Origin of the sequence: Paenibacillus sp. EKM212P, from assembly GCF_011066115.1 — a bacterium.
Taxonomy (GTDB): domain Bacteria; phylum Bacillota; class Bacilli; order Paenibacillales; family Paenibacillaceae; genus Paenibacillus; species Paenibacillus polymyxa_B.
The window spans coordinates 555,024-571,187 of sequence record NZ_JAAMNR010000003.1 but is presented as its reverse complement, the minus strand read 5'-3'; the positions used below and the strand labels follow the sequence as shown (position 1 = coordinate 571,187).

General features: G+C 44.2%; 21 protein-coding genes. 7 read left to right on the top strand and 14 right to left on the bottom strand.

Annotated features, from left to right (window positions below; all coding sequences use genetic code 11):
• Positions 1-79: 79 nt before the first annotated feature.
• Both G9G54_RS11810 and G9G54_RS11805 read right to left on the bottom strand, forming a co-directional pair.
• Entirely contained in the window at positions 80-1,084 is a 1,005-nt protein-coding gene (locus tag G9G54_RS11810; protein WP_165178196.1) for a sensor histidine kinase, read from the bottom strand.
• On the bottom strand, positions 1,077-1,772 hold the full coding sequence (locus G9G54_RS11805; RefSeq protein ID WP_165178194.1) for a response regulator transcription factor: 696 nt from the start codon (positions 1,770-1,772) through the stop codon (positions 1,077-1,079). The genes G9G54_RS11810 and G9G54_RS11805 overlap by 8 nt, the downstream gene beginning before the upstream one ends.
• Positions 1,773-1,991: 219 nt before the next feature.
• On the opposite strand from G9G54_RS11805, the gene G9G54_RS11800 reads away from it, so the two are divergent.
• Positions 1,992-2,621 (top strand): YfbR-like 5'-deoxynucleotidase, encoded by a 630-nt coding sequence (locus tag G9G54_RS11800; protein WP_069290707.1) that lies wholly within the window; start codon positions 1,992-1,994, stop codon positions 2,619-2,621.
• 204 nt (positions 2,622-2,825) lie between these two features.
• On the opposite strand, the gene G9G54_RS11795 is transcribed toward G9G54_RS11800, so the two are convergent.
• A complete protein-coding gene (locus tag G9G54_RS11795; RefSeq protein WP_165178192.1) occupies positions 2,826-4,010 on the bottom strand; it encodes an RCC1 domain-containing protein in 1,185 nt (394 codons plus the stop codon).
• Positions 4,011-4,126: 116 nt separating this feature from the next.
• Here G9G54_RS11795 and G9G54_RS11790 point away from each other — a divergent pair, with 116 nt between their 5' ends.
• Positions 4,127-4,510: a hypothetical protein gene (locus tag G9G54_RS11790; RefSeq protein WP_238807981.1), complete on the top strand. Its 384-nt coding sequence runs from the start codon at positions 4,127-4,129 to the stop codon at positions 4,508-4,510.
• Positions 4,511-4,670: 160 nt separating this feature from the next.
• On the opposite strand, the gene G9G54_RS11785 is transcribed toward G9G54_RS11790, so the two are convergent.
• A complete protein-coding gene (locus G9G54_RS11785; RefSeq protein ID WP_068939202.1) occupies positions 4,671-5,378 on the bottom strand; it encodes a phosphodiester glycosidase family protein in 708 nt (235 codons plus the stop codon).
• 240 nt (positions 5,379-5,618) lie between these two features.
• Here G9G54_RS11785 and G9G54_RS11780 point away from each other — a divergent pair, with 240 nt between their 5' ends.
• Positions 5,619-6,605: an aldo/keto reductase gene (locus G9G54_RS11780; protein ID WP_165178190.1), complete on the top strand. Its 987-nt coding sequence runs from the start codon at positions 5,619-5,621 to the stop codon at positions 6,603-6,605.
• A 99-nt stretch (positions 6,606-6,704) separates the two neighbouring features.
• Here G9G54_RS11780 and G9G54_RS11775 read toward each other — a convergent pair whose 3' ends face one another.
• The 6 genes from G9G54_RS11775 to G9G54_RS11755 all read right to left on the bottom strand — a co-directional run bounded on the left by G9G54_RS11775 (position 6,705) and on the right by G9G54_RS11755 (position 10,760).
• Positions 6,705-7,004: a spore coat protein gene (locus G9G54_RS11775; RefSeq protein ID WP_165178188.1), complete on the bottom strand. Its 300-nt coding sequence runs from the start codon at positions 7,002-7,004 to the stop codon at positions 6,705-6,707.
• Positions 7,001-7,210 carry a hypothetical protein gene (locus tag G9G54_RS25645; RefSeq protein ID WP_238807980.1) on the bottom strand — a complete coding sequence of 70 codons (210 nt, stop codon included), beginning with the start codon at positions 7,208-7,210 and terminating at the stop codon, positions 7,001-7,003. The genes G9G54_RS11775 and G9G54_RS25645 overlap by 4 nt, the downstream gene beginning before the upstream one ends.
• 33 nt (positions 7,211-7,243) lie before the next feature.
• Positions 7,244-8,380: a zinc-dependent alcohol dehydrogenase gene (locus G9G54_RS11770; RefSeq protein WP_160788324.1), complete on the bottom strand. Its 1,137-nt coding sequence runs from the start codon at positions 8,378-8,380 to the stop codon at positions 7,244-7,246.
• A complete protein-coding gene (locus G9G54_RS11765; RefSeq protein ID WP_165178346.1) occupies positions 8,377-8,757 on the bottom strand; it encodes a spore coat protein in 381 nt (126 codons plus the stop codon). The genes G9G54_RS11770 and G9G54_RS11765 overlap by 4 nt, the downstream gene beginning before the upstream one ends.
• 40 nt (positions 8,758-8,797) lie before the next feature.
• A complete protein-coding gene (locus tag G9G54_RS11760) occupies positions 8,798-9,049 on the bottom strand; it encodes a spore gernimation protein GerQ (RefSeq protein ID WP_165178186.1) in 252 nt (83 codons plus the stop codon).
• Between the two features lie 172 nt (positions 9,050-9,221).
• Positions 9,222-10,760, bottom strand: coding sequence for an FAD-dependent oxidoreductase (locus tag G9G54_RS11755; protein WP_165178184.1), 1,539 nt, complete (start codon positions 10,758-10,760; stop codon positions 9,222-9,224).
• Positions 10,761-10,917: 157 nt separating this feature from the next.
• Between G9G54_RS11755 and G9G54_RS11750 the strand changes: the two genes are divergently transcribed.
• Positions 10,918-11,586: a hypothetical protein gene (locus G9G54_RS11750; RefSeq protein ID WP_165178182.1), complete on the top strand. Its 669-nt coding sequence runs from the start codon at positions 10,918-10,920 to the stop codon at positions 11,584-11,586.
• A gap of 229 nt (positions 11,587-11,815) precedes the next feature.
• On the opposite strand, the gene G9G54_RS11745 is transcribed toward G9G54_RS11750, so the two are convergent.
• The 3 genes from G9G54_RS11745 to G9G54_RS11735 form a co-directional block, all read right to left on the bottom strand.
• Positions 11,816-12,109: a DUF1330 domain-containing protein gene (locus G9G54_RS11745; RefSeq protein WP_016822569.1), complete on the bottom strand. Its 294-nt coding sequence runs from the start codon at positions 12,107-12,109 to the stop codon at positions 11,816-11,818.
• 139 nt (positions 12,110-12,248) lie between these two features.
• Positions 12,249-12,620: a winged helix-turn-helix transcriptional regulator gene (locus tag G9G54_RS11740; protein WP_185156292.1), complete on the bottom strand. Its 372-nt coding sequence runs from the start codon at positions 12,618-12,620 to the stop codon at positions 12,249-12,251.
• A gap of 208 nt (positions 12,621-12,828) precedes the next feature.
• A complete protein-coding gene (locus G9G54_RS11735; RefSeq protein ID WP_069290703.1) occupies positions 12,829-13,452 on the bottom strand; it encodes an acetate uptake transporter in 624 nt (207 codons plus the stop codon).
• 217 nt (positions 13,453-13,669) lie between these two features.
• Here G9G54_RS11735 and G9G54_RS11730 point away from each other — a divergent pair, with 217 nt between their 5' ends.
• The 3 genes from G9G54_RS11730 to G9G54_RS11720 all read left to right on the top strand — a co-directional run bounded on the left by G9G54_RS11730 (position 13,670) and on the right by G9G54_RS11720 (position 15,668).
• The gene (locus G9G54_RS11730) at positions 13,670-14,026 is read left to right on the top strand and encodes a nucleotide excision repair endonuclease (RefSeq protein WP_165178178.1); all 357 of its coding nucleotides are present in this window, start codon (positions 13,670-13,672) and stop codon (positions 14,024-14,026) included.
• A 108-nt stretch (positions 14,027-14,134) separates the two neighbouring features.
• The gene (locus G9G54_RS11725) at positions 14,135-15,079 is read left to right on the top strand and encodes a helix-turn-helix transcriptional regulator (RefSeq protein ID WP_165178176.1); all 945 of its coding nucleotides are present in this window, start codon (positions 14,135-14,137) and stop codon (positions 15,077-15,079) included.
• A 67-nt stretch (positions 15,080-15,146) separates the two neighbouring features.
• A complete protein-coding gene (locus G9G54_RS11720; protein WP_165178174.1) occupies positions 15,147-15,668 on the top strand; it encodes a DinB family protein in 522 nt (173 codons plus the stop codon).
• On the opposite strand, the gene G9G54_RS11715 is transcribed toward G9G54_RS11720, so the two are convergent.
• Positions 15,601-16,137: a Crp/Fnr family transcriptional regulator gene (locus G9G54_RS11715; RefSeq protein WP_069290701.1), complete on the bottom strand. Its 537-nt coding sequence runs from the start codon at positions 16,135-16,137 to the stop codon at positions 15,601-15,603. The genes G9G54_RS11720 and G9G54_RS11715 overlap by 68 nt on opposite strands.
• Between the last annotated feature and the right edge of the window lie 27 nt (positions 16,138-16,164).

Sequence of the window (16,164 nt, the reverse complement as noted above, 5' to 3'; positions counted from 1 at the left end):
TGTAGCCTTATTATAAAAATAGAGCCGATGTTTTTCCTTTGATTGGGCGAACAATGCATAAAAGCATGTGACATCTCTGTCACATGCTCACCATGCTCACGAAATCATTTCGTTTGGGAAAAATTAAAGTGAAGCTTGTACCCACGTTCGGTTTGGAGTGCACATCTATATGTATGAGCAAGGACTGGGCTGCCTTTTTCGTTAAATATAACCCCATGCCCGTTGAAGTATGATCAGAATGTTGGGTTGTGGAGGTAAAACCTTTCTCGAAAATACGGGGTATATCCTTCGGATCAATACCGCGCCCAAAGTCTTGGATCTCAAGCTGTATTCGATCCCTCTGTTCATAGCTGTGAATGATAATATCACTGGCATCGCTATATTTGATGGCATTAGTTAAGAGCTGTCTGATGATAAAGGCCAGCCATTTGGCATCACTCAGCACTTCCATGTGCTCCAATTGGATGTCAAAACCGATCCCTTTTTGGATGCACCATGACTGTAATGCTTTGATTTCATTAAAAACCAGAGATTTTAAATTCACTTGCTCGACATACAGATCATTTTCAATAAAGGATATGCGTTTGTGATGGAGCTGCTGATCCAGCAGTAAGTGGATTCGTAGCCATTCATAGGTTAACTGAGCTTTTAGGGGCTTATCGTCCAACCGCTCAATCATCAAATGCATGGTGGTCAAAGGCGTTTTTACCTCATGAATCCAGGATAATAGTTCATCTTTTTCATGTTCAAGTGTCAATTGATTTTGCGAGATGATCTGTTGTAACCGTTCGGTCTGGTCAGTGATTTTTTGTTCAATGATTTGCTCAAACGGACTCTCCGGTTCGCCTATACCCGTTAGTTCAAGAGGGCTCCTCCATTCTTCTAGTGTTGTATAGAATTTGGTTTCCTTGGGATAGCGAATGATTAAAAAAACCAAGAAAATCATCATGGATAAGAAGACGATATAAAGGATGGGCATTAACGGAATTGCTGCATCCACATAAGCAATGAACAGGATCAGAAACTGCTGGCATACAAACAGTAGAATCCAGCTCCGCCTCTCTATAAGATATTTTTTAATCATAGGAAGGTGTCTCTTCTATAGCCATGTAGCCTTGCCCGACTTTCGTTTCAATGAAACGGCCCAAATCCAGCTCGTCTAATTTTTTACGCAGGCGGTTCAAGTTGACGGTCAGGGTATTGTCGCTGACAAAACGTTCATCATCCCAGAGGCTTTTAATTAATTCTTCTCGTGCGACAATTTTATTTTTTTGTTCGATTAGCAACTTCAAAATAAAAATCTCGTTCTTGGTTAATTCGATGGAGCCAGCCTCATTGGCTACTACATTTTTTTCATAATCGACCGTCGCTCCACACCATGTTTTCAGGGAGACGGGTTCTGTATTGTAATTATATACGCGGCGGAGTGTCGCCTGTAATTTTGCAATGAGTACATCAAAATGAAACGGTTTTTGGATAAAATCATCCGCTCCAAGCTGCATCGACATCACCATATCCGTAGGATGATCTCGTGACGATAAGAAAAGGATGGGGACGTTAGAGTGGGATCGAATCATTCGACACCAATGAAACCCATCAAATTTCGGCAATTGAATATCTATCACGACCAGATCAGGTTTTATCGTTGTGAATTCCTGAATGACTTTATTAAAGTCATGGATGCCATACACATCATAGTTCCATTGAGTTAACCGCTCCTTCATTTCATGGAACAAAGTTTCGTCATCTTCAATTAGTAAGATTTTGAACAACGATTTCACCACTTTTTACTTTTTTTTGGTTTTTGGAAAATTCGATTCCAGTCGCTTATTGGATTTTGCAAACTCCTCTTTTATAAAGTGTATAGCAAAAATTGTGTATGTGCTACATGGTGGACTCAACTTGATATTGCGATAATCTACTGTTAATAGTTGAGGTTTATAGTGGGTTTATATTGACTATCTCATATATTTTAAAGGATGGATGCAATGATGGGAATTCACACGTATTTTCGGTCGCTAAATGAGCTGGAAAGAATCATCCGTTGTCCAGGTAAGTTTAAATTTGAGGAACACAGCGTATCGGCTCATTCCTGGAAAGTGGTGCAATATGCTAAAACGCTGGCTGATATTGAAGAAAGAAATGGTGTCAGTATTGACTGGAAAAAGCTATACGAGATTACGAGCAGTCACGATTACGGGGAGATTTTTATTGGAGACATCAAAACGCCAGTTAAGCATTCCTCTAAGGAACTACGGCTATTAATCCAGCAGGTCGAAGAAGGTATGGTTGAGTATTTTATTGAAGAGAATATTCCCGAGGATTTTAAAGCCATTTTTCGCAAACAGCTAAGGGAGGGTAAAGATGATTCTGTAGAAGGTTTAATCCTTGAAGTTGCGGACAAAATGGATCAGGTGTACGAAGCATTTGCTGAGCTTCAGCGGGGAAATACGGAAAAGGAATTTATAGTCATGTATCGTAATGCACTTGTGAAAATCAAGAATATTCAATTACACTGCGTTAATTATTTTTTGGAAAATATCCTGCCTGATATGGTCAAGGAAGAAACGCCCTCATCTATTGATATCAAAAAGATTACGGAAGAAGCCTTAGCTCTGTAAATGAATTTCTCTACCGTCCAGAAGCTACTGAAGCGCTTCTGTTCATACATAATCATAGTTTTATTTGTAATAAAGTAGCTTCTATATGAAAATAAAGAGCAATAAGGGCAGTTGATTGAACTGCCCTTATTGCTTTTTTGGGGTTGGAAAAACGGAGGGCTAAGCGTATTCCTTAAACAATTTATTAAGGTATAAGAATATTAGTTATTCCGAAAAAGGATTTGGGAAATTCGTTTTCGTGGCAGCATATTGTTCCTTGGTGTTGCCGATTCCCAGTTCGCCGTTTTTGTTATATCCCCAAGACCAGACCGTTCCATCGGCTGTCAAAGCATGGGAGTGGGTTCCTGCTGCACTGAATGCTACTACATCGGTTAGTGGCGTGTTTGTGTCATCTACAACTTGGGATGGGACTTTAACAGAAAATACATCGGTCCCGTCACCTACCTGTCCCTCACTATTGGTTCCCCAGCCCCAAAGAGTTCCATCATTTTTAAGTGCAAAAGTTTGAGTTTTGCCTGCTTTCAGTCTACTTACATTGGAAACATTGATCAATACGGGTGATCTTCTAAAAGTAGAGGTTCCATCCCCAAGCTTTCCAGAAGTGTTACTCCCGGAAGCATATACTTCTCCGCTGTTCGTTAGTACATAAATGCGGTCAGCTCCGGCAGTAAAAGTTTTGATATCATCAATTCGATATTGAACAGGGGTAAGCTGGTTTTCTTTGTCATCCTGCCCCAGTGCGCCATCATAACCACGTCCCCATACCCATAGCTGATTATTTTTGTCCAGGGCTGCGCCAAAACTGTCACCAGCATCAATGGATACAATATCTTCTAAACCTTGTACCTGAACAGGCTTAACGGAAAAGGCGGAAACTCCTTTTGTGCCAATCCCCAGCTGTCCAAAGTTGTTTTCTCCATAAGCCCACACTGTGCCGTCATTTTTGAGCGCAAGTGTAAATTGACCTCCTGCTCTCACTTCCTTAACATTATCAATATATTTGTTTTTAACAGGTACTCTTGCCGTATCCCTCTTACTCCCTGTCCCTAGTTCGCCGTAACTTGCAAACCCCCAAGACCAGATGGTTCCGTCTTTTTTGAGCAGAGTTGAATGCAAATCACCAGCATCAATCATTGCGATGTCGGATACATCTGCTTTCATTGGGCTTGTTTTATTATTCCCTCCGCCAGCGCCTACGCCGAGCTTGCCATCACTATTACTTCCTGTTGCATAAAATGAAGATCCATCTTCCATGGCCAGGAAAGCGTTAGTGGTCCCTGCCGAGAGTAAATGATCGTAATTTACAGTAGAATCAGCGCTTGCCGTAATAGAGCTTCCTACTAAAAATGTTGATGCAGCGAGAGCTACCAAACTGAGTTTTTTTAACATATAATTGCACACCTTTCAAAATGTAATGGATAAATACAGACTAAAGCAACCAAATTGTTCCTGTCCGCGTCTTAATAGTGAACATATTCTATAAACCAGATTAGGGAGGATCACTTATGAAAAATAGAGTTTCTGCCCTTGTCCTTGTCTTGTTTGCGGCAGCATTACTGCCTGCATGTTCTACAACAGAATCGGCTACGCCGGTTAACGAATCTAATGGAGCGGTGGCTCAATCTATTTTTGACTTAGACCGTCTGGAAAGCACAACGGTATACACAGGGCGTGCCAAAATCGAAAGTATTGAAAGAATTGAAAAAGAAGTAGAACAACCCTTAGCAGCCCCCACCATGGACTATTTGGTCCGATTTGAACAGCCTGTTCAATTTGCTAAAGAACTACCCCAAAGTGATGATCCAACGGAAAAACCTATCCAATCGGTCTATATATCTGCCCAGATACACATATTTATAAGCAGATGGATGGTCAGCGGAGGCAATTAATCAATCCAGCAGAATTACAGGTAGGGCAACCGATTGAAGTTTCTTATGTGTATCCTGTAACACCTGTTTTCCTAGCATTGGAAATGGTCGTGCTGGATGAATTCTAGAGGAGGCCAGTAAGGCCTCCTTACTTCTATGAAAGCACGTCATATCATAAGGATTAGGTGATATTAATAAGTTTTACCATGTTGTAGATATAACGTGTTTGCTCATACTTAACCATAGTGCCTGCAGAGTTTTTAACTTGAATACCGGACGAGCCTCCACCATCAAGAAGAATGGCTTCAAAGCAATCCTGTTTAATAAAATAATTGCGAAGTTGTTTCAGTGTCGCATTTTCATGAACAACCAGGTAGACCTGCCAAACATTATTTACGACCTTGAAGCCCAGGCCAGTTCGCCCGGTGGAATCGGTGTATCGCAACGTTCCGTTCAAATCAAATTTTTCAATATCTTTTAAATCCTCAAGCCATGCTTCTTCCTCTTTCTTCAGCGACAGGCTTCCGCCGCTAATAATAGACTTATACGCAACCGAACTCCCCATTTGTTTTTTGAGATCCGTCACACTTGAAGCACGGGTAATCCCTATTTTCGTTTTGTTGCTCTCCGTGTATACAAATGCTGTACCACGGCTATTCCCTTTGGCATTCGCCTTAGTATCATGGGTATTATTAGGTGTGACCGCGATAGACAAACACTCGGTCGGCGCCTTTGTTGTGCTGATTGGGTTAAAGAAGCCCCCATTAATCCCGTAATCGGTTTGCTGTGTGATCCGGCTTCGAATATTTTTATTTTGAATATTCGAAGCTGGCGTGATGATAACATGGAAACCATCGGACGTTTTGGTGTAAGAGTAGTTTGCTGGCATGGGAAACCTCCAATTGGATTATTTTGAAACCGAATCTCGCGCGATAATTCGTTTCTCATATATATAGGAAATTTACAGCTGCCTCTTACAACCCGGAAATCAAATTTTTCTAAAAAATTTTGAAATAGCATATACAAGACAATGCTTGACTTCAAGTTAACTTTAAGTAGTAATATACGGGATGTGACGTGGTGATTAGGAAATGCGATGACTATTCTGATAATTTAGGAGTGATACAAATTGAAAAAGAAACAACTGAGTAACAGCGACCTTCAAGTATCTGCACTGGGTCTGGGCTGCATGGGAATGTCCGAGTATTACGGTGAGTTGAATGATCAGGAGTCGATCAAAACGCTTCATCGTGCGCTGGAGCTAGGGATAAACTTCTGGGATACTGCCGATGTCTACGGTGTGGGGAAAAATGAAAAACTGATTAGCCAAGTCCTGCGGAGCCGCCGTGACGAAGTGGTGTTAGCTACTAAATTTTCCATTATGCGTGGGGAAGATGGCGCATTTATGGGGGTAAGCGGTCGTCCCGAATATGTAAAAGAGGCATGTGACCGCAGCCTGCAAAGACTAGGAGTAGATGTGATTGATTTGTACTACCAGCACCGTGTTGATCCGAATGTACCTATCGAGGAAACGGTGGGTGCGATGAGTGACCTGGTTCAGGCGGGAAAAGTCCGCTATTTGGGGCTGTCCGAAGCTTCTCCTGGGCTCATTCGACGCGCTCACAAGGTACATCCGATTACAGCCCTGCAAACGGAATACTCCTTATGGAGCAGGGAAGCAGAAGATGAAGTTATACCGACGTGTAAGGAACTGGGCATCGAATTTGTGGCCTACAGTCCACTTGGACGCGGATTTTTGAGCGGGCAAATTCAGAAGTTTGATGATTTTGCAGAAGATGATTTCCGTCGCTCGGTGCCACGTTTTCAACCTGAGAATTTCCAGAAAAATCTGGATCTCGTGCAGCATGTTAAGGATCTTGCTGCCCAAAAAGGGGTCAAACCTTCTCAACTGGCGTTGGCATGGCTGCTTGCGCAAGAGGGAATTGTACCGATTCCAGGAACCAAGCGGGTTACGTATTTAGAGGAAAATGCAGGAGCCGTCGATGTGGTTTTATCCGCACAGGAAATGGAAGCTATTAACGCAATCATCCCCAAAGGAATGGCAGCAGGCCTTCGTTATCCTGCAGAACGGATGCCGAATTGGCAAGCTGAATAATGAAGATAATGAGATAAACCCAAAGCCGTCTTTCACGCGAATCGGCGTGAAAGGCGGCTTTGTGGGTTTCATAGATTAGCAAGAACGTACTTTTTCTTTTTACAAAACGGGAGCTTGCAATGCAGTATTGATATCTTGTAGATCCATCGAAAGCTGCTCTTTTACATTCCAAGGGTGATACCAGCCGCGTTCAATCATGTATGTGGAAATTTGCTCATGCGTATCAATAGCTTCATCCAGTTGCTTTGTAAGAATCGCCTTAATTTCTGGAGTTCCCGCTTCTGTTACGGCCATAGCGTAATTTCTCACACCGCTTTTGGCCGCGTTCAGAAAATCGGCTGCAATGACTTGGTCCGTTAAGGTATTCAGTCCGGTCAAATGCTCCAATAGTGTATTCATGGCTTAACCTCCTGTGAACTGGCTTGATCTAAGAGGGTGCCGAGTTCTTGTAATTGGCGGGTCGATAAGTCAACATCCTGCTGTAATATAGCTTTGAGAGTCGGATCAGAGATCAATGCTTGCATTGTTTTGGACTTGGTAAGACATACTGTTTTGAACGCTGACAGTTCATGGACTTCAAGGGTTTCGTGCAGGCCATACACCATATGACGTTTACCTCCAATACTCCAATATATAGTTTAAGGTTTAAGCACCACTTTGATGCAATTGTCTTGTCTGGTATCGAAAATTTCATATCCACGTTTGGCGTCGCTTAACGGAATGACGTGTGTAACAACGTCTCCTGGGTCCACCTTTCCCGTATCAATCAGCTCATACATATATGGCATATAGTGAATAACGGGAGCCTGTCCCGTACGTAAATTAACATTTCGCTGAAAAATGTCTCCCAAAGGAAAACCGTTATATCGTCCGCCGTATACCCCGGTAACTTGAATGGTCCCGCCTTTGCGGACAGCTTGTGTGGCTATGACCAATCCTCCTAAAGCTCCACCGTGAAGTTTGAGACCAGAAGCCAAGGATTCCAGCGGAGACATTTTACCGCTCATGCCGGAGCAATCAATAACTACGTCCGCGCCTCCTTTGGTCATCTCCTTCAGGTAGTTGCCAACGTTTTCTTGCGATTCCACATTAACGATCTCCACGTGATTGGTGCGCTTCGCGTGTTGCAGACGATAATCCAGATAGTCTGCGGCAATGACTCGTTTTGCCCCTTTGAACCAGGCGAACTTTTGCGCTAACAAACCTACCGGCCCACAGCCAATAACAATGACAGTATCCCCCTTCTTCACTCCGGCATTATCGACGCTCCAAAATGCAGTAGTCATGGCATCAGCAATCAGGCAAAGCTTCTCGTCAGGATGTTCACAACTCTCCGGAATTTTGAAGTGAGTGAAGTTGGCAAAAGGCACACGTAAATATTCAGCTTGTCCACCCGGATATCCACCAGTTGTTCCTGAATAGCCGAAAAAACCGCCCATATCTCCATGCTCATTAGAATGATCACATTGACTTTCCAATTGGTTTTTACAATAAAAGCATTCACCGCACGCTATGTTGAACGGAATGATCACGCGGTCTCCCTTTTTCAAGTTGGTTACGCCGCTGCCGACTTCTTCTACAACCCCCATCGGCTCATGCCCAATTACATAATCCTCTTGTAGATTCGGAATCATTCCATGAATGAGATGCAGATCTGAACCACAAATAGCGGTTGTTGTCAGTCTGATAATCGCATCATCGGCCTTTTGAATACTCGGGTCCGGAACATCTTTAACCACAACGTTTTTGATACCTTGGTAGGTCACTGCTTTCATGCCTGGTTTCCTCCCATATGTTCGTCCGGCATGCGATCAAACATACCCTTGCGGGTGGTATCGTCTGGGAACAGTTTCATTTTACTGATGTCCACCGTCTTGTTGGCTGATAGTTGATCCAATTGATACTGCTTTTGCAGATCATAGGGATGAAACCATTTTTTTCGTACCATAAGATCAGTGATTTCCTGATGAAACGCGATGCCTTGATGCAATTGATTGCGCAACAGAGTTCTAGCATCTGGAGAGACGGTTTCCGTCAAGGCTATGGCTGTATTTCGAACCCCTTCCTTGACGCGAATCAGAAAGTCCATCGCAAATGTCATGTCTGCCATTTCCGGCATATTTAATGAGTTTTTTGGATCCACATAATCCATTCTTGCGGACTGGGTCTGATTTAATGTCACATCATTCACCTCAATTTAAAATTGGTGTTGGTCGGAATTCTGGAACAGGTGCCTGAAACGGTGCTTTAACATACAATGCTTGCAAATCGGCAATAGCTTGTATAGATTGCTGAACATCTTTTTCCATTAAATCCTTTAGCTCTTGATCGAATACTAAGCCCTGCATTAATTTGGACTTGGCTAAGCATAACGTTTTGAAATTAAGCGCTTCGTGGATCTCTAGGGACTCATGCGCCGCTAATGTAGGCTCTTGGCTTATCATAGGATCACCTTTCTTTTATGATTCTCAAAGGTATGTTGTCCAGCGTAACTATGTTTATTCAGAGCTATGAAAAGGTTGGGTTGCCGAACGAGGGGGACTCTTTTGGAAGAACAGCGAGCGATTCCAGTAAGGCCTGTGCTCTTGAGTCTCCTTAAGCATACAAAGGTTGGTGCTATTCCCCTTCAACCTTGCCAAGCGATTTTTTGGCCGGACCTTCAATGACTTCGCCTTGATATGAAAAGCGTGAGCCATGACAAGGGCAATCCCATGTTCTTTCCGCCTCATTCCACTCGACTTCGCAACCCATATGGGTGCATGTTGTGTCCACTAGGTGTAATGCTCCTTGTGGGTCGCGGTATGCGCCCGCTCTTTTGCCGTTCACCCGAATGACCGCCCCTTCGTCGTGCTGCAGTTCTTCGGCTTTTTTGTAGTTGATCCCCAATTTCCCAGCAATCAAATGTTTAGCCACATTCGCATTTTGAGTCACAAATGTTTTAATGTCAGGGTCCATATGAAACCTTGAAGGGGAGAAAAGATCCTGATACGGGCTTTCCTCTCTGGTAATCAGATTCGTATTTAATAAAGCTGCCGCTACACTTGTGGTCATCCCCCATTTTCTATACCCCGTAGCAACGAGGATGTTAGAAGTGTTAGATAGTTCCTGCCCAATATAAGGGAGTTTGTCTAGCGTATACAAGTCTTGAGCCGACCAGCGATAAACAATTTCCTTTAATCCAAATGTTTGCTCTGCGAACTTTTGTAAAGCTTCATAGTACTGGAAAGTACAGATTCCTTGTCCCGTTTTGTGGCCTTCCCCACCGACGATAACCATCGGTTCTCCGTTAACCATTACGGAGCGAAGCGAACGTTTGGGGGTTTCCGCACTTAGGTACATACCACCCGGATAGGTTTTGTCCGTCTTGACCGCTAGTACATAAGACCGCTCGGCATGCAATCGCGCAAAATAAAGACTGTTTGGATCATTGAACGGAAAATGCGAGGAGGATACGACATAGTTGCAGGTGATTTTGTGCCCGTCGCTTGTATTAATAATGGAGGGGATTCCCTTATCCACACCCACAACGGTGGTCTGCTCATAAATCTTCCCGCCTTGCCGGATGACTTGATTGGCTAGATACCTTAAGAAAGGAATCGGATTAAACTGAGCTTGGTTTTCCATCATAATAGCTGCTTTAGTTGAAAAGGGCAGAGGCGTTTGTTCGACATAACTTCCCGGGATGCCAAGTTCCTCGTAGGCTTTATATTCGTCGTTGATTTTTTCCACATGCGTATCCGCACATGTATAAACGTAGGCATCTTCTTCTGTAAATTGACAATCGATATTAAACTCTTCTACCGTTTGCTTGATAAATTGAAGAGCATCACGGTTGGCTTCGTAATAGAGCCGGGTTTTTTCCTTGCCAAAATGTGAAAAAAACTCGCTGTAGATCAAATCATGTTGTGCGGTAATTTTGGCGGTCGTATGGCCCGTTGTTCCATGAAGTATCCGCCCTGCGTCGACGACTGCGACGTTTAGTCCTTTTTTAGAAAGTAAATAAGCAGTGGTAATACCAGTAATCCCCGCACCTACAATGGCAACATCCACCTGAATATCTTCACTGAGCTTGGGAAAACTGGGGATGTCAGTTGAAGCTAACCAATATGATTCTGGAAATTGCGGAAAGGCGACATGATTTTCATCTTGTTTCATTTTCACAAGCACCCCTTTGATTACAATTATTGTATACATTGTTATCATTCTATGATTTTATATACCCTAAAAAGGGATACTTTCAGCTAGCTTTCATCTTCTTTTCAGCTTGACCGGGTACAATCAAGGCAATTTTCCCGGGGAGGATGCATAACTAATGAAAACAAAAGTGAAAAAGAAGGTTTGGATTCCGGCGATTATCGCAGTTACGGTAGCGGCTCTACTCGTAATCTACTATTACTACATGTCCTCGGTTTCCGGCGGCAAGCCTGGCATGCGACCTCCGGGAGGCGGCAATCTACCAGAACACATGGGCGGACGGCCCGGCGGAAGAGATGGCGGGGGCAATGGGGAAATATTTAATACCTTGGGTACGATCTCCGTTTTTCTTGGAGCGGCCACTTTCTGTTGGTTCTGGTTTAAGAAGAAACTGAGATCGCCGTCGATGTTGGTTCGAAAGGCCGGAAAGTTGTTTCACTCCCTGCATAAACTGCTGGGTTGGGCGACCTTGATTCTTATTGCCGTTCATGGTCTCTATTTCCTGATTACCAAATTTCAAGACCACAAAACCTTTTCCGGACTGGCGGCTTTTGCTATTATACTGGCTATCTCCGGGTACGGCTTCTATATTAATAAAGTACGTAACAAGTGGATGCGAACCATCCATCGTATACTTGGACTGCTGTGGGTTCCCGTGCTGCTGCTGCATGTCGGCGGATCAGCAATTATGGCGGTCATCGCCACTCTTGCCGTGGGGGGACTAGTCTGGACACTCGAAAGAATGGCGGAGAAAACGATGAAGCCTGTCGCAGCGGACACTCTATAATTTTATGGAATGGTGTTACCTTCATCCGGGGGAGAACAAGATGCTGGCGAGGTGTACGGTTACATTTTTTACGTTGTACTAGAAAAACTGCTACGTCCTTAATAGGACGTAGCAGTTCCTTAATAGGACGTAGCAGTTTGTTTTATTTAATGACTATGAAATTAAATAAGCTAGTTACCTAATTCGAGTGCGAATTGTCCTAGTATATGAAAAGTAGCAGAACAGGAGTTTATGCTCTTCCGTTAACCAGAATAACGTTAGCTTGAGTTCCTGATTGGCGCAGCTTAATTAAGGGCGCGTAGTCATCGGAATAATAGAACTGCTTGGCAGCCTCGTAAGTTGGGAATTCGTGAACTACGACTATTGACGGCTTCCATGTGCCTTCCAGTGTCTCAGGCTGTGGATCTAGCGTAAGGTTGCGGAATCCCGGAACTTTCTGCAGCAGCGCATCTGCTAGCTCTGCGTATTGTTTGAAAACAGCTTCTTCCTCTACTTTTATATCTACGATAACATATGCGCTCATATCCATTCTCCTCTGTATGTCGGACGGTGATCATACGTCCTAGGATTTCGCCGGCGAGCATCTTTAGCTTAATCCGACACGCGGAGATTGTAAATTAGGCACTTTTTTTATCCTCAGTTTCATTTATTACACCGGTTCGTTATTTCAGGTTTGAAAAGTCAGAGAGATGATGTTTGGCCTGAAATCGTTCTCCCCAAGCCTTCATTTGGGTGAGTATTGACTCAAGCGAAGCTCCGAGCGGGGTTAGCGAGTATTCCACTTTAGGCGGAACAAGGTGATGAACTTCGCGGTGAATGAGACCGTCTGCTTCTAACTCTCTCAGTTGTAGGGTCAGCATTTTTTGAGTGGCCGTGGGAAGTGCCCGCCGCAGTTCTTGAAACCGCTTAGTTCCACCCAGCAATTCGTACAGAATGATTCCTTTCCACTTTCCGCCGATAATGCTTAAGGTTACTTCCACCGGACAGCCTTTAGTCGGCGTGCAATTAACTCCATTGTTCAGCCGTTTTCTCAACGGTATCATCTCCTTTCACTTTGTTATTATACCAATATTGCACTTGGCAGTTTAGTTCAGATACAGCGACACAAGGCAGCACTTGACTTCAAGTTAACTTTAATAAGCAGCATCTAGTAGCAAGCCGAGTAATTCCAGCCTTGTATCCCCAAAGCCGTCCTTAACGCGGATCGGCGCGAAAGGCGGCTTTGTGGGTTTACATATACAGCTAAGGACGTGGCTTGAAAATACCGAAAGGACGCCCGACGGGCAGGAATGTACGGCCAAAATGAGCATTCAGAACGGCAGCTCCTGTGCCATACAGTGAGAGTAGACCAATGCCCATTTCAGCATAAGCGGCGATGGTATGGAACACCTCTGGGGCAACGCCAAATGCATCGAAGCTAAGACCGAGGAACAGAAAATCAATCAACACAAAAATAAAGAATAAGACTTTATGCGTCTCCATCGCTCCAATGGTCATGAAAAGCGTAAAGATGAGATAGCCCGCAAAGGCAAAGCCGAGCTGTTTGCCATCTACAGCAGATGCCAGCTCTGAGCCGAATACGCCCATTTTAATCATCCAGCTACTGGCTACGGCCAACCAGAAGAAGGCGTAAGCACCAAATGCCGTCATGCCGAAGGTGTTGTTATGTTTTGCATCCTGAATGGAGGCAAACAGCTGTGCAAAAGCACCGAGAAATATAGCCCAAGGGATGATGAAGCTTAAGCCTTCGGTGAGGCCAAGCTTTTGGGATGAAGCCACAAGCGTTACAATAGCCAAGCCAAACAGGCCGATCGCACTCGGATCGGCCGTTATGATTTTTACGTTAGAATGAGATTCATTTTGCATGAAAAAATAGGAGCCTCCAATAATATTCAAGTACGCGTCAATCTGCCGATGCCAGAATCACACTGACATATTGTAACGGAAACCAACCTACTCGCATAGTAGGTAAATCATAAAATTTCTAACGATCTGTCTTGTGATGGGGCAAGGATTTATTAAATGGTGTTACCGCAGGATTTGTGATAATATTTACACCTATATAGAATGAGGAAGTGACATAGTGATTAATATAACGATTCCAACTCCGGATATCACGATTACCAAACAGGTTAACCCTGAGCTCAGCCATATTTACGGATTTACCGACTTTCACCTGATCCCTAGAGATAAGGCTGGTATCTTTATGTTCTACAACACACAGGAGGAATTGCTGTTTGTTGGTAAAGCAAGAAAGCTGAGACCAAGAATCAAAAAGCATTTTGAAGATACCGTATCGCCGATCAAGGACAAGCGGAACGAAGTAGCGATTATTGAGGTTTGTATTGTGGAAGATGCGGTAGAGCGAGAAATTTATGAAACCTACATCATCAATTCACAAAGGGCTAAATATAACGTCGAAAAAGTATTTTTTAAGTAATGAAGTAACTTCCGTATGAAAAAAGAGCAATAAGTCGCAGTGACTGTACTGTCCTTATTGCTTTTTTGTATTTCTACATTTTTGATCCTTCCAGAGAGGGGCCGTGGCATGAATAAAACAGATCGTTTGCTAGCGATCTTGCTAGAGTTGCAGCGTAAGGATATTGTACGAGCCGAGGATTTGGCAGCCATATTCGAAACGAGTGTGAGGACCATCTATCGGGATGTTCAGGCTCTAAGTGAATCGGGCGTACCGATTGTAGGAGCACCGGGCATTGGATATTCCTTGATGGAGGGGTACTTCCTGCCCCCCTTGAGCTTTACCGCAGAAGAGGCTGTGGCGTTGCTAATCGGAACGGATTTTGTCGAACAAAAATTTGATACAGACTACGGCATCAAGGCGCAAACCTCCCGCAGGAAGATTGAAGCTATATTACCGGAGAGCGTCCGCAGGGAAGTCTCCCGGGTGCGTACGACCATCAGACTGCTCGCGGTGGGTGAAGGAGCAAACCATAGAGAGAAAACCTGTTTGGAAAAGCTGCGTCTCGCTGTATTGGAAAAACGGAAAGTACAGTTTGGCTACTCCAAAAGAATGCCAGAGGCTGACGGGAATCGTCAAAGTGTGCGTGTGGTCGCTCCTTATGGTCTTGTCCTGCTCCGTGGTTCTTGGGTGTTAATTGGGCAATGTGAATTGAGGCAGCAGCTTCGCCATTTCCGTCTGTCACGTATGGACGAGCTTATCGTGCTGGAGGACAGGTTTCAGTTGCCTGTCGATTTTCATTTGCAGGATTATAAGCAAACCGATGACCGTCATGTAACTGTTCGCATACTAGCACGTTCGGATATAGCAGATAAGGTGAAGGAAGCGAACAACTTTTATATGGAGGCCATAGAGGAGCGTGCAGATGGACTGCATATACTCTTCCGCGTCAGACAGCCGGAGGAATTATTACAATGGGTACTTGGATGGGGCGCGGATATGGTTGTGCTGGAGCCTGAGTCGCTCCGGGAGCGGATACGTACAGAAGTGGAAAAAATGTTGAAATGCTACTGACATAATGCTGTCAGTAGCATTTTTGTATAGTAAAGCTACTTTGATAGAGAGGGGCAATTATTAATATATGAATACAACTGAAACATTACAGCGTTTCGAAGAAACGGCACAACACTATCTTCTTGAATTGGACAGCTTTAGCTTGGAGCAACTGCAGTACACACCTCAGGAGGGTCAATGGTCGCTTGGACAAATGTATCTTCATTTGGTGAACTCTGCACTGTATATGCATCTTAAGAACATTGATCTTTGTCTACAGCCTAATGGGGAGACCGGAGTTAAAACGGAGGCAGGCACGGCCATTTTTAATCTGGGGAGCTTTCCACCAATGCGTATCCAAGTTCCACCATCCTCGCAGTACACTCCCCAACAACCCACTAGCAAAGAAGAAATTGTGGAGGGATTAAACGTCGTGATCCGCAAGATGAGAGAGATTGAGCCAACCGTTGGGAAATCAACAGGGCCGTCTACCGTCTCTCATCCCAGTTTCGGCGCGCTGAATGCTGGAGAGTGGTTTTCACTCATCGAGATGCATTATCGTCATCATCTTTTGCAGAAGGAGCGCTTGAAGCACGCAATAGCCGATTAATCGTCTCCCGACGCAGCCCTATAAACTGGCCGATTTCCTCCTGCGTCAGCACGTCCGTTAACGTGGCGGGTGCGATGTAGGAGTGGAACCAGCGTTGAAGCTTCCGAAGCTTCTCGGCAGGTGACACCTCGGTGAGCTGGTCAATTCGTTGCTGCATCATGCGCAATTTGTCCTGTAGCTGCAAAGCGATCTCCCGACATTGAGCTGGGTCTTGCTCCAGCTTTAGATACCATTCTTTTTGCGACAAAACCCCAATCTCAGAGGTTACCAACGCCACCGCTGTACCATAATAAGGATTGGGGCTGATCAGGGAGTGGTGCGGGATGATTTCATCGGGCACAATCACATTAACTAAAATTTGCGAGCCGTCTTCATGGACTCGGACAATTTTTAACAAGCCGCTCTTTAAGTGATATAAAGGACCGGATTCTCCTTGTCGAAATAAGGTCTCGCCTTTGTGTAATATCATGAACGTAAACAGCCTCCATTCCATGTA

Bases quoted from the DNA above. Each gene is read 5' to 3' on its own strand.
- G9G54_RS11810 (WP_165178196.1), bottom strand. From the start codon at position 1,084: ATGATTAAAAAATATCTTATAGAGAGGCGGAGCTGGATTCTACTGTTT.
- G9G54_RS11800 (WP_069290707.1), top strand. From the start codon at position 1,992: ATGGGAATTCACACGTATTTTCGGTCGCTAAATGAGCTGGAAAGAATC.
- G9G54_RS11795 (WP_165178192.1), bottom strand. From the start codon at position 4,010: ATGTTAAAAAAACTCAGTTTGGTAGCTCTCGCTGCATCAACATTTTTA.
- G9G54_RS11790 (WP_238807981.1), top strand. From the start codon at position 4,127: ATGAAAAATAGAGTTTCTGCCCTTGTCCTTGTCTTGTTTGCGGCAGCA.
- G9G54_RS11785 (WP_068939202.1), bottom strand. From the start codon at position 5,378: ATGCCAGCAAACTACTCTTACACCAAAACGTCCGATGGTTTCCATGTT.
- G9G54_RS11775 (WP_165178188.1), bottom strand. From the start codon at position 7,004: ATGAATACACTATTGGAGCATTTGACCGGACTGAATACCTTAACGGAC.
- G9G54_RS25645 (WP_238807980.1), bottom strand. From the start codon at position 7,210: ATGGTGTATGGCCTGCACGAAACCCTTGAAGTCCATGAACTGTCAGCG.
- G9G54_RS11770 (WP_160788324.1), bottom strand. From the start codon at position 8,380: ATGAAAGCAGTGACCTACCAAGGTATCAAAAACGTTGTGGTTAAAGAT.
- G9G54_RS11765 (WP_165178346.1), bottom strand. From the start codon at position 8,757: ATGGATTATGTGGATCCAAAAAACTCATTAAATATGCCGGAAATGGCA.
- G9G54_RS11760 (WP_165178186.1), bottom strand. From the start codon at position 9,049: ATGATAAGCCAAGAGCCTACATTAGCGGCGCATGAGTCCCTAGAGATC.
- G9G54_RS11755 (WP_165178184.1), bottom strand. From the start codon at position 10,760: ATGAAACAAGATGAAAATCATGTCGCCTTTCCGCAATTTCCAGAATCA.
- G9G54_RS11750 (WP_165178182.1), top strand. From the start codon at position 10,918: ATGAAAACAAAAGTGAAAAAGAAGGTTTGGATTCCGGCGATTATCGCA.
- G9G54_RS11745 (WP_016822569.1), bottom strand. From the start codon at position 12,109: ATGAGCGCATATGTTATCGTAGATATAAAAGTAGAGGAAGAAGCTGTT.
- G9G54_RS11735 (WP_069290703.1), bottom strand. From the start codon at position 13,452: ATGCAAAATGAATCTCATTCTAACGTAAAAATCATAACGGCCGATCCG.
- G9G54_RS11725 (WP_165178176.1), top strand. From the start codon at position 14,135: ATGAATAAAACAGATCGTTTGCTAGCGATCTTGCTAGAGTTGCAGCGT.
- G9G54_RS11720 (WP_165178174.1), top strand. From the start codon at position 15,147: ATGAATACAACTGAAACATTACAGCGTTTCGAAGAAACGGCACAACAC.
- G9G54_RS11715 (WP_069290701.1), bottom strand. From the start codon at position 16,137: ATGATATTACACAAAGGCGAGACCTTATTTCGACAAGGAGAATCCGGT.